At 38.5% G+C, this 11888-nt stretch carries 11 protein-coding genes; 7 read left to right on the forward strand and 4 right to left on the reverse strand.

The genetic code is table 11. From position 1 onward, the window contains the following. Positions 1-80 precede the first annotated feature (80 nt). Entirely contained in the window at positions 81-977 is an 897-nt protein-coding gene (locus tag GSM42_RS00005) for a LysR family transcriptional regulator (RefSeq protein ID WP_160799211.1), read from the reverse strand. Positions 978-1819: 842 nt separating this feature from the next. On the opposite strand from GSM42_RS00005, the gene GSM42_RS00010 reads away from it, so the two are divergent. Further along, positions 1820-2122: a hypothetical protein gene (locus GSM42_RS00010; RefSeq protein WP_160799212.1), complete on the forward strand. Its 303-nt coding sequence runs from the start codon at positions 1820-1822 to the stop codon at positions 2120-2122. Positions 2123-2367: 245 nt separating this feature from the next. Here the strand turns inward: GSM42_RS00010 and GSM42_RS00015 are convergent, their stop codons facing one another. Further along, entirely contained in the window at positions 2368-3048 is a 681-nt protein-coding gene (locus tag GSM42_RS00015) for a Crp/Fnr family transcriptional regulator (protein WP_160799213.1), read from the reverse strand. Between the two features lie 42 nt (positions 3049-3090). Between GSM42_RS00015 and GSM42_RS00020 the strand changes: the two genes are divergently transcribed. From GSM42_RS00020 to GSM42_RS00045, 6 genes are all read left to right on the forward strand, one after another. Continuing rightward, positions 3091-4464, forward strand: coding sequence for an amino acid permease (locus GSM42_RS00020; RefSeq protein ID WP_160799214.1), 1374 nt, complete (start codon positions 3091-3093; stop codon positions 4462-4464). Continuing rightward, positions 4461-5591 carry an aminotransferase class V-fold PLP-dependent enzyme gene (locus GSM42_RS00025; protein WP_160799215.1) on the forward strand — a complete coding sequence of 377 codons (1131 nt, stop codon included), beginning with the start codon at positions 4461-4463 and terminating at the stop codon, positions 5589-5591. The genes GSM42_RS00020 and GSM42_RS00025 overlap by 4 nt, the downstream gene beginning before the upstream one ends. Then, positions 5588-6181, forward strand: a complete 594-nt coding sequence (locus GSM42_RS00030; protein ID WP_160799216.1) for a YitT family protein — start codon at positions 5588-5590, stop codon at positions 6179-6181. Before GSM42_RS00025 ends, GSM42_RS00030 begins: the two co-directional genes overlap by 4 nt. A gap of 753 nt (positions 6182-6934) precedes the next feature. After that, positions 6935-7783, forward strand: a complete 849-nt coding sequence (erm, locus tag GSM42_RS00035; RefSeq protein ID WP_160799217.1) for a 23S ribosomal RNA methyltransferase Erm — start codon at positions 6935-6937, stop codon at positions 7781-7783. Between the two features lie 1016 nt (positions 7784-8799). Beyond that, a complete protein-coding gene (locus tag GSM42_RS20325; protein WP_237446405.1) occupies positions 8800-9159 on the forward strand; it encodes a hypothetical protein in 360 nt (119 codons plus the stop codon). Positions 9160-9612: 453 nt separating this feature from the next. Beyond that, positions 9613-10932 (forward strand): hypothetical protein, encoded by a 1320-nt coding sequence (locus GSM42_RS00045; protein WP_160799218.1) that lies wholly within the window; start codon positions 9613-9615, stop codon positions 10930-10932. Positions 10933-11099: 167 nt separating this feature from the next. On the opposite strand, the gene GSM42_RS00050 is transcribed toward GSM42_RS00045, so the two are convergent. Next, entirely contained in the window at positions 11100-11318 is a 219-nt protein-coding gene (locus GSM42_RS00050; protein WP_160799219.1) for a hypothetical protein, read from the reverse strand. Positions 11319-11402: 84 nt separating this feature from the next. Continuing rightward, positions 11403-11771: a hypothetical protein gene (locus tag GSM42_RS00055; protein ID WP_160799220.1), complete on the reverse strand. Its 369-nt coding sequence runs from the start codon at positions 11769-11771 to the stop codon at positions 11403-11405. Positions 11772-11888 lie beyond the last annotated feature (117 nt).

Genomic DNA, 11888 nt, shown 5'->3' on the forward strand with positions numbered 1-11888 from the left:
AGAGTAAGCATCAAATTTATACATTTTCGGGGCTATCCGTAATAATGGAATAGTCCTGAATTTTTATAAGGAACAGCACTTTAAATTCCGTCGTTTTGATTCATTTTTTGAAAGTACTCTATAATTACTTGACGAAATTCCTTGGCTGCACTTGATAAATAGCGACTTTGATGTCTTGATAGTCCCACCTCCCGTATACACACAGGATCCTTAATTTGCAAGAAGACTATATTTTCTGGAGACCAGACTTGCAATGCAGATTTTGGTATGAAAGAAATTCCTAATCCTGCTTGAACCAAAGGACTCAATGTTGCTGGTTCATTACCTTCATACGCATTTTCAGGTACAAATCCAACCTTCTCACAATAAATATCCATTAAATCACGAATTCCATAACCTTTTTTTAAACTGACAAAACGTTCTTCCTTTAGTTCAGATAAACCAACTCGGTCTCTGTTGGCAAATCGATGAGTTGTTGGAACAATCACATAAATTTCTTCTTGGAAAACAATATCACAAACGACTTCACTTCCTTGTATAGGCGGGGAAGACAAACAAAAATCGATCTCCCCTTTCTTCATTTGCTTTTTCATTTCATGGGTTTGCAACTGTTGTACATGAAACTGGACTTGTGGTCGAATTTCCCGAAATCGATGAAGGATATCAGGCAATATATAAGCTGTATTCACAGCGAGTGACAAAGTACCATAATCGCTACTCGTCAAATCAACAATCTCACGTTTTCCCTCCTCTAATTCCAATAAAGCCCTCTCTACACGTTGGAGAAAAGAACGACCAAATTCATTTAGTCTTAACTTACGGCCGTTTCTATCAAATAATGCGACACCCAAGTCTTCTTCCAATCGTTGAATTGTCTTACTTAATGATGATTGTGTGATATGTAATACCCCCGCTGCTTCGGTCATATGTTCCAAACGAGCAACCGTACGAAAATATTCAAGCTGAAGCAGTTCCAATGTATATGCACCTCATATTCCGTGTGATTTAATCTGAATTTCCCTATCAGTAAGGGTTTTTTATGTTTCTTAAGGATCCAATGATCCTGTATACTGGATTTGTGTATGGTTCCAACATATTTCATACATGTCCGACGAATTGGCGTAAATTGATTAATGCTAGCAGAAAAAGATTATATCAGAAGATCTTAAAGTATTGTCTCCTTTTATGGACATCATTTGGACCCGTATGCAACTTTCAATATGATAAAAGGTTCGTTGTTGGACGAGATATCTCCCCCAGCAGAGGGGATTGATGGATGACGAAAACTTTTGTAAAAAGAAGGTAAACAATGAGCAAACATAAAAAGATATAAGAACTGATTTTAGAATATTCACGGACATATTTCAAACGTTACCTAATTCATATTAGTATGGGTATAGGTTTTACTGAAAATATGGGTTAAGGATTTATATTTATGGAACTTATTTATCTATGTCTTATTACGAGGACAAAGGTTCTTGTACAATGCTCAAGTTTGTGAGCGATCTATCTTGAGGATATGCATACTTCATATGCATTTGGAGTAAAACAGTGAGATCTTGCTCCTGCATGTTTTCAAAAGACTATTGAACTTGCAAATGTGCTACTGGAATTGGAGGGTTCTAACTTACAAGCAATAAGTTTAAATGAGATGAGGATTAGCAACACACTTATTCATAAAATTAATAAATCATTTTGTTCATCTGGTAGTACATATTTTTTTCATGTTAAACAGTAGATTGTTTACTGATTAGGTATTGTTGTCTTTTGAAAATCTATGGTACATCTACTCTTTTGGGAGATGAAATAGTAAGATTAGATGAATACAGATTTTGGTAATTATCCTCTTTTTTTAAATGTAATGAACGATCATAAGCAAAATCTTATTCAAAAAATCAAAAGAAAACGATCTCTTAAAAAAGCAGCGCCCGTTCTATTCCAACCACCTGAGGGGCTTTTGTGTTATCCTAGATCCGCTGTTAATCAGGACTTGACTAACCCGAGCATCGCTGGAACAGCAGTGATGAACGCTTGCCATGCCGGAAGAGTGACGCTCACCACATTGGAAGAGTTCCCAAACTTGGAGTCTTGGAAGAGAGGGTTGCCTGCTTCTCCACCTTGACCTCAACTCATTGGACGGTTGATCCGCTGTAGCTAGACTTCACCATTCACCACGATCCATACTTACCTCCATCTCTCTGTCCGCCATCCCTGTGATGACGGATTTCTTTCTTGCGACCCCACTATATTCCAATGAATATACAGAAAATAAAGATAATAATTTGAAGTGAGCATAACAAATAATAACAGCCAAAATGTAAAGTACTTTACAGATTATCCGACAAAAAGTGTTTACAATTTAATTAGTCACTTCCATTTCTCTTGTAAGCGTTCAAGGATATCCAAGGAAGACAAAAGAATGTAACCGTTTTCTTTGAATAATATTTTCTCTTCTCTTAGGAGCTGGAAGACTTGAGCGACGGTTACTCTCGAAGCTCCTGCTACGTTAGCCATTTCTTGTTGGGTAAAACGGATAGATATACGAATGCCGTTTTCTTCTTCTACACCGTATGTTTCAGCTAACTGTATCAGTAATTGCAAAACTCTAAATCTTGCACTTTGATAGGAGAGTTCTACAATTTGCGAAGTCATGATTTGAAATTTTTTATCGAGATTCAACAAATAAAAAGGCAAGAGCGGAGGATATTCTTTCAATAACTGCTGAAATGTTGCGGTGGGGAAACTCAGTGCTTTGCAGGCAGTGACCGGTATTGCACTCGTTAGGTATGTATTTGTCGCATATAATCCTAAGTCACCAACAATTCCGTTTTTCCCTATGATCATGATCGCTTTTTCTTCTCCAAGTTTATTGGTAATCGACAGGCGTATCCGACCTTCAATAACCACATAGAGCTGGTTGATTTCCTCTTCTTGATCAAAGAGGGTTTGATGTTTTTCCAAAGTGAGTATTTTTGCTTGGGAGTAAAAGGCACTCCAGTCAAACGGTAAGTTTTCCATCCACATGGACACATTACTTTTTTTCTGCATCTGATTTGCCTCATTTACACTCTATTCATAGGGGTGACAACTATGTCCAATCAGCAAGAAGCTATTTTCGAAAGAGAAAACGATCTACAAAGAAAACTATCCCAGCGACAATTGACCATGATTGCCTTAGGTGGCGCCATTGGTACAGGTCTTTTTATGGGTTCTGGAATCGCTATTGGTTATGCTGGCCCTGGAGTTTTAATCAGTTATGCCATTGCCGCAATTATAGCCCTGACGATGATGATGTGTCTATCTGAAATGACATTGGCTCACCCGACTTCTGGTTCCTTTGGTTCCCATGCGGAAAGGTATATCGGGAGATGGGCGGGTTACTTAGTTCGCTACACGTATTGGGGAGCTCAGGTGATCGCTATTGGAGGAGAAGCAACTGCTGTTGCCCTCTACATGCAATATTGGTTTCCAGAAACACCTACATGGCTATGGATTGTAATCTTTGCCGCAGTTATTATTTTCGTTAATGCCCGTTCAGTAAACAACTTTGGTGCATTTGAATACTGGTTTTCGACGATCAAAGTCACAGCAATTATCGTCTTTATTATTCTTGGATTTTGCGCTGTTTTTGGTCTTGGCTCTGAAGCTACTGGATTTCATAACTATACATCCAATGGCGGATTTATGCCAAATGGATTCTCTGGTGTGTGGATGGCTGTCTTGATGGCGATCTTCAGTTTTTACGGTGTAGAAGTAGTCGCTGTGACTGCTGGGGAAGCAAAAGATCCACAAAAAGCGATTCCAAAAGCGATGCGATCAATGGTTGTACGGTTGATTCTGTTCTATATCTTGTCGCTTGGCATTATGCTCGCTGTTGTACCATGGGAACATACAGGAGCTCAAACGGTGACAGAGAGTCCCTTTGTAAAAGTGTTCTCTCATCTTGGTATTCCTTATGCTGCTGGTATTATGAACTTTGTTGTACTCACTGCCGCTCTATCAAGTATGAATACGAACCTATATCTATGCAGCAGAATGCTGTTCTCCTTAGGACGCGGCGGCTATACACCAAAAGCACTTGGAAAACTGAACAAACGCGGTGTACCGCTCAATGCCTTATTAGCTTCTAGTATTGGACTAGCTATCGCTATGCTGCTCAATGTATGGACACCAAATGCTTTCGGTCAGTTATTTGGTATTTCTATCTTTGGCGGGATTTTCGTCTGGATCATGATCTTTATTACATTCTTACGTTTTCGTCAAGAAAATGGCAAGCTGCAAGGTTTGTCCTATTATGCACCGTGGCATCCGCTTCCGGCTATAACAGGCCTGCTTTTATTGGTTGGTATTATTGTCTCCATGCTGTTCAGTGCAGATTGGCAGTATGCTTGGTACTTTGGAGTTCCTTGGATCGTATTGGTTCTCATTTCTTACTATTTCTACGGAAGGAGAGCTCAGCAATGAGTTTATCTAACTATCGAAAAGAATTTCCTATCCTAAGTGAAAAAATTCACCTCGGTAACTGCTCACAAGCTCCGCAGTCTATCCCTGTTTTAAATGCGATGGATGAGTATTTTCAAAACTGGCGAAAAATAGGTATGGATTGGGACTACTGGATGACTGGAGTAGAGCAGGCCAAGGCGAGTTTTGCAAAATTGATTCATGCTGAGGTGGATGAAATCGCAGTGGTAAGCTGTGTCTCCGATGCGGTCACAAGTATTGCCAGTACCTTTCCTTGGCAAAATCGCAAAAAAGTCATCACAACTGAAGCGGAATTTCCATCTGTTGGACATGTATGGAACAGCTTTGCTAAAAAAGGATTAGTCGATTTAGCATTTATTTCTTCAGATGATGGTCTCTACTCTCCTGAACAACTGGATGAGCTGTTGAATGAAGATACAGCACTTGTTTCCCTTCATCATGTCGGATATTACAATGGGGCGAAGCAAGATGTAAAAGCTTTCGCAAAAAAAGCACACGAACATGGGGCTAAATTATTTGTAGATGCATATCAATCGCTTGGGACATGTGATATCAATGTAAAGGAATTGGATATTGACATGTTAGCATCAGGCAATCTGAAATATTTGCTTGGTATTCCTGGTGTAGCATTCCTCTATGTCAAACGAGAACTCGCAGAACAGATCGAACCAGCGATGACAGGATGGTTTGGACGAGTAAATCCCTTCTACTTCGATGCTACTCATCTTGACTTCGCAGAAGGGGCGAAACGTTTTAACACCGGCACTCCACCAGTAATCGCAGCTTTTGCCGCTCGTGGAGGAATGGATTTTCTACTAGATGTTAGAATGGATCGAATTGAAAAACGTGTACTTGAATTATCTCAATTCACTTTAGATGGAGCAAACAAACGGGGTTTAGAAATTGCCAGCCCGCTTGATACATTAAAGAAAGGGGCTTCAACAGCAATTCGTGTAGGTGATGCTCACAAAGTAGAAAGTTACTTGGCAGAAAATCAAGTCATCGGTTCTGCAAGAGCAGATGTGATCCGACTAGCACCGCACTTTTTCACAGAAGAACATGAAATCGATCGAGCACTTGATCTAGTGGTAGAAAGCTTAAAGCAATGAAAAAAGCATTTTCTAAACAAGAAGCCCTTGCATATCTATGGATCGTACTTGGCACTGGTCTCATTGCCAGTGCTTTTCATGTATTCATTGAGCCAAATGATCTGCTTGTTTCTGGAACAGGAGGTATCGCACTTCTCATCGTACATTTCTTTCCTATTTCCTTAGGCGTTGCCTATTTTGTGCTTAATATCCCGTTATTTTTGATTGGATGGTGTTCAGTAGGAACGGATTTTTTGCTAAAAAGTACCTGTGGAACTGTCAGTTTATCATTCTTTCTTTCCCTATTTGCTTTTCTCCCAAGTATTTCACATGCTATTTTAGGAGCCATTTTGGGAGGGTTATTGTCTGGAATAGGGATTGGGATCGTGATGGCAACAGGAGGGACAACAGGGGGAATCGATATTGTCTCGGTTGTCATTCACCAGAAATATACATGGTCGATAGGATCTGTCATGTTTTGGATCAATGCAGCAATTGTGGTTGAAGGAACCTATCTCTTTGGCTGGCAAAAAGCAATACTTACGGTACTCTCCCTCTATGTCACTACATGGATGGTAAATAGTATTTTAAAAAGATATCCTCCCGTATAAGAATGATCATCTGGAAGATTTGTGCGGTCAGGCTGCTATATTAGCGACAAAGGGGACGGTTCTTATGTCGTACCATTATGTCTATCAATAGCCAAACACAAGAGATAAACACAAGAGATAAACACGAACGAATTAGATGATAACGCGGACATTTAAGTCTTTATATCACTGCTCATGACAATGATATGGAAAGTTCAAATTAATTTGACTCGACAATCGTCTTGGCTTCATTTTGTCCTCCAGTGTATATCACTAGAAAACCAATTTTGAAATAACATGTGGGGAATAGTGGATTATTTTTTCTTCTCTAGTGAGTAGTGTGAATTGTTTATTGACTTTATCGATTACTAGAACTATGATAGTAATGTATATTTTGTACAAATAAATTTAAGGAGGGTTGTTAAAATTATGGGTGCAGTTAATAAGTCCCGTGCTTTGAACAAGTAATTTCATACGTTCAAAGGCTCTGTTTTCGCAGAGTAAACGGGGTAGGTCTGCCCATTTTTAACAATCTCCATGAAATATTTTTATAAAATGGGAAAGACTGATTATTCGGTCTTTCCCTTTATCATAATAAGGATTGATTTTCTTCTTTAAATCAAAGAAGACCTTTTGTGTTCTTTATTTTATAAGGTCTAATTTTGGTTTTAGAATTGTTGTTCCCGTTTACTTAAAGCCACAGACGCCATGTCTGTGGCTTTTTTATGCGATTAGGGCTGAACAATCAAATTGTTACAAGTGAGGATCGTATAAATGACAAAAAAGATAAAAGAGTATAATACTAAAACATCTGGTGGAAAATCTTCCAATTTTTCTGGTCAACATTTGATTCATAATAAAAAGCTGATTCATGAGATTGTAGATCAAGCAAAGGTAAGCATACATGATACCGTTTTAGATCTAGGTGCTGGAAAAGGAGCTTTGACAGCAATTTTGAATCAAAAAGCTGGAAAAGTATTGGCTGTAGAATATGATAGTAAGTTTGTTGATATTTTGAAACGAAAAGTAACCCAAAATCCAAATATGAGAGTCTTTCATCAAGATATTTTGAAAATGCATTTGCCAAAAGAGCCATTTATTGTTGTTTCCAATGTCCCCTATTCTATTACAACACCGATTATGAAAATGCTTCTTAATAAACCTTCAAGTGGTTTTCAAAGCGCAGTAATAGTGATGGAAAAAGGTGCAGCTAGAAGGTTTACATCCAGATTAGTAAAAGACCCATATATTATCGCTTGGAGAATGTGGTTTGATATAAGGTATGTGAAAGGAATTTCACGAAGAAATTTCTCTCCTCCACCACGTGTAGACTCGGCTATGATTACGATAAAGAGAAAAAAGAAACCGATTATACCGGTTGCAGATTATTTAATCTTTAGGGGATTGGTCGATTATGTGCTTAAAAATCCACGACTAACCATTGATTTGGCTTTAAAAGGTGTATTTACACCACCTCAAATTAAATATTTAAAAAGAAATCTGGGAATAAAAAATGATTTTCCAATTACGTCTTTATCAGAACACCATTGGGGGATTATCTTTGAAACAATGGTAAAGCATGTTCCAAAATTCCGTTGGCCAAAGATAAAAAAGAGAAATTAGACCATTGTTTATTGATTTTTTAAACATTATGTATAATAAGGGGAGCAAATATTAATTCTTTATGCTACTAAAAAATATAAATAATGAAAAAGAAGGGACCTCCCATGTTAGTTATATAAAATATGGGAGGTCCCTTTAAATCTGAGAATAGACAAAATTTCGGGCTAATAATTCTGAATAATTTTTTGGTTGGTGTACACAAATAACTCAATAAATCATGTTTCTCAAGAAGTTCTGCATGTCTCAGCAGACTGTAGTTGCATTCTAGAGATTCTAAGGCAGCTACTAAACTGTATAGCTTTTTCTTATTCAATCAATTATCTTTATTAAGAAAAACGATGCCTAAACATACCAACTGTGCGACAAGGAGACCGTTCTCATGTCGTGTTTACAAATTACCTCAATATGATGTCTGCTGCGTGGTAAATTCTACTATTTTTCCCTGTTGTGCTTGATGAGGTTTATTTAACGTTCGAATGTGGCTCACATGGGTTCTACACTGTGGATAATCACAGCAGATTCATCTAACTACGACTCAATAAGTGGGACAACCCTAGGATTACTAGCTATACGAATTTGGAATAATCAAAACCTATGAAATTGGGCGATTAATCTCTATCATCTACAAGCTACTCAACCATGACTTGTTGTCTGCTTTCAGAAGAGTTTCAAGTATTTCCCAAATACCATCTACCGGGATATAGATGCATCTGCACTGGCAGGGATACTGGTCTAAATCATATCAGGGAAGTAAAGATAGATATGGCATCATGGCAAGATAAAAATGGATAAAAGTCTGCTTGGTTCGTATGATGTCGATTCCCTTAGTGTTATGCCGAATATATAGAATATGATTCTCTGTTTTATAAAACTATTATCAATTTGCATATTTCTATTCATTAGAATACACTTTGTTGTATAGTTTTAAGGTTGTTACATGAATTATATTATATTTTTTGAATTCATTCATGGCAATCTCAAAACTGCTAGAAAAATTTTATTTAGGGGGAATAGCTTTGAAACTGAAAAAACTTGGTGTTTCAATGGTTCTTACTAGTATTGCGCTTGCCATTCCGTTTACATCTGTATTTGCTGCAAGTGGTTGGCAGAAACTTGGTACTTATAACGAGTCACAGGTTTTTAATTCTGGTGGGGGATATGTAAAAGTTTGTGCACACGCTCCCGTCGGCATATTGGAATTTACTTTATATGAGTATGATCCAGATAATGCAGATGATTATGTAGATACTTTGTACTTAGGTGATGGCAGTTGCCAAACTGTCAATGTTGCTAAGTTTGTAGATGGAAGTAATAAAAAAGCAGAACTTTATTACAAATCTTCATCTGATGGTACATCTGTTACTGTTTACGATTGAAAATGATTAGAAAATAAAAAAAACGAGTAGGGGAGATAACGATCCCTACTCGTTTCTTTTTATGCTAAGCAATGGGAGTGAAAATCTATTACCTCTTCATTGCGAGTAGGAGTGAAGGAGTTTTACCAACTTTTTTTTTGATTAATTATTTTTTTGGATTGTCCAATTTTAAGGAGATTTTGACTTAAAAACTTAGAAGAATCAGATTCAGGACACCCTGTTTAAACCACAAGATATGATGATAAAAATAGTAGGAAATTAGAATAATATACCAAATTTTTATACCTCTTGGGATTTTTGCGTGCCGAAAGTTTAAACTGGAATGAATTCAAAATCTTTTATCCGATGAGTTATAAATTTTTAATTAAAAATGAGATGAAACCTGATAATATAAGTAATAAGAGAAGATTTTACTTCTTACACAACAGTGATACTGAAGAGAAAGAGACAACCATGACTCAGATTTTGAATACCAGCGGTTCAAACTCAAAAGATTACTTCGACCTTCTGTCCGCCAAGATTGGTGGATCGAACACAGGGATGCTTCTCCGTGTACGAGATGGTGTCGAGATCCGAGGATACAACAAGAAGAAGATCACGACGCAGAAGATCACCATCGGCAGCTACAACGAAGGCGATCTAGAAGCAGTCGAGGTTGGGATCCGAGGTTACAACAAGGGTTCGATCAAGAAGGCCAAGTTCATCACCATCGGTAGCCACAACGAAGGTGATCTGGAAGCGATTGAATTCGTCGAGATCCGAGGATACAACAAGAAGAAGATCACGACGCAGAAGATCACCATCGGCAGCTACAACGAAGGCGATCTAGAAGCAGTCGAGGTTGGGATCCGAGGTCACAACAAGGGTTCGATCAAGAAGGCCAAGTTCATCACCATCGGTAGCCACAACGAAGGTGATCTGGAAGCGATTGAATCCGTCGAGATCCGAGGATACAACAAGAAGAAGATCACGACGCAGAAGATCACCATCGGCAGCTACAACGAAGGCAATCTAGAAGCAGTCGAGGTTGGGATCCGAGGTTACAACAAGGGTTCGATCAAGAAGGCCAAGATCATCACTATCGGCAGCTACAACGAAGGTGATCTGGAAGCGACCGAGTCCGTCGAGATCCGAGGATACAACAAGAAGAAAATCACGACGCAGAAGATCACTATCGGCAGCTACAACGAAGGTGATCTGGAAGCGACCGAGTCCGTCGAGATCCGAGGATACAACAAGAAGAAGATCACGACGCAGAAGATCACCATCGGCAGCTACAACGAAGGCGATCTGGAAGCAGTCGAGGTTGGGATCCGAGGTTACAACAAGGGTTCGATCAAGAAGGCCAAGATCGTCATCATTGGCAGCTACAACGCCGCGCTTGTGAAGGCTGAACAGCAGGTATTCCTCTCTGCGAATATCCGTGGCGGAGATGTTTACGCCAACGAGATTACGTATGCGGGATTCAAGATCAATGCTGGTATCATTAACGCGATGTCTCGTGGAGATGTGATCACGCATGAGTACGAAGTCGGGATGGTGAATGGACGTCGTTTGATCGAAACGCTCACCCTGACTTGTATCTCCGAGAAGGAGAAGTGGGAGATCAATGCTCAGGACGTTGTCAATGAGCTGACGATTTTCTCTGGTGGCCGTCTTTCGAAGGAAGCAATGCTTCGGTTGCGGTATCAGTCAGGAGAGCTAAGGTCCATTACTTATACGAATGCTGTCCATTCTCCTCGTCGCTCACGTCGGTTTTGGCCGTTCGGGTGACAGAGTAATTTGAGGGCACTGTTGTGGTGGGCTTTCTCGCATCTAGCGAGAAAGCCCCACATAATTTAAATGAAAATGATGAATTAAATTACTTACTCTACTTGAGCAAAAATAGATACAAATAATCCCAGCGAAGATATACACCTCAGACAAGGGCACAAGTCTTGCTACGTCACTTTAGCTAAAACACGCTGCATGGCAGCTTCTGATTCGAACAGGGTATCCAGAATAAGTTGTATGCCATCTTCATTTTCATCATAAATTCTTGTAACCTTTGTTTCGATTATTCCGGGAAATTGATGTATTTCTTGAAAAATGCTATCGTAAAAAGCTTGGAAACTATCTGGATCTTCAATATTGCGATAAAATGTGGTTGTTTTAATCATTAAAAACATCCTTCTCGAAAAATAGTTAGGTTTTTAACAGAAAAATGATGAGTTGTACAATATAAAGGTATTACTTTTATGTTTTTACTCATTATCCCATCGAGGAGCATAAAGAAACTTTTGCCTGCTATTCGTATAAGTATTTTGCCGACCGAGAAGGCTAGTTACTTCCCCTGGTGCTTCATTTTTCATAATGGTCATTAGTTCTTGACATTCAAAAGTGTGGGCAACTTCATTCATGGTTTGCTCAGATTCAAAATATAATTCAATAATAAACTGAACTCCACGGATGGATGGTATTACATCTTCCCGTATTTGTTGAAGAATATTGGTAATATTGATTCCGATAATACCTGTTATGTTTTTCACTCTAGGCAAAATTTCATGAAGATAAAATTGCTTAAAAGCATCGCTATTTTCAACATTTTTATAAATGATAACAGATTTAATCATGCTTCTTGGTTCCTTTCTTTGGTGACAAGCAAAGTATTTATATGGTACTTAAAGTAAACTCGATGAATTACAGTCTTCTCCTTTTTTGAGAGTCGGAGAAATTGTAGAAAGATCAAA

The sequence above is a fragment of the Shimazuella alba genome, assembly GCF_009831235.1.
GTDB lineage: Bacteria > Bacillota > Bacilli > Thermoactinomycetales > Thermoactinomycetaceae > Shimazuella > Shimazuella alba.

Excerpts from the sequence above, each read along its gene's own strand:
- GSM42_RS00010 (WP_160799212.1), top strand. The coding sequence starts at position 1,820 with ATGAATACAGATTTTGGTAATTATCCTCTTTTTTTAAATGTAATGAAC.
- GSM42_RS00015 (WP_160799213.1), bottom strand. The coding sequence starts at position 3,048 with ATGCAGAAAAAAAGTAATGTGTCCATGTGGATGGAAAACTTACCGTTT.
- GSM42_RS00020 (WP_160799214.1), top strand. The coding sequence starts at position 3,091 with ATGTCCAATCAGCAAGAAGCTATTTTCGAAAGAGAAAACGATCTACAA.
- GSM42_RS00025 (WP_160799215.1), top strand. The coding sequence starts at position 4,461 with ATGAGTTTATCTAACTATCGAAAAGAATTTCCTATCCTAAGTGAAAAA.
- GSM42_RS00030 (WP_160799216.1), top strand. The coding sequence starts at position 5,588 with ATGAAAAAAGCATTTTCTAAACAAGAAGCCCTTGCATATCTATGGATC.
- erm (WP_160799217.1), top strand. The coding sequence starts at position 6,935 with ATGACAAAAAAGATAAAAGAGTATAATACTAAAACATCTGGTGGAAAA.
- GSM42_RS00045 (WP_160799218.1), top strand. The coding sequence starts at position 9,613 with ATGACTCAGATTTTGAATACCAGCGGTTCAAACTCAAAAGATTACTTC.
- GSM42_RS00050 (WP_160799219.1), bottom strand. The coding sequence starts at position 11,318 with ATGATTAAAACAACCACATTTTATCGCAATATTGAAGATCCAGATAGT.
- GSM42_RS00055 (WP_160799220.1), bottom strand. The coding sequence starts at position 11,771 with ATGATTAAATCTGTTATCATTTATAAAAATGTTGAAAATAGCGATGCT.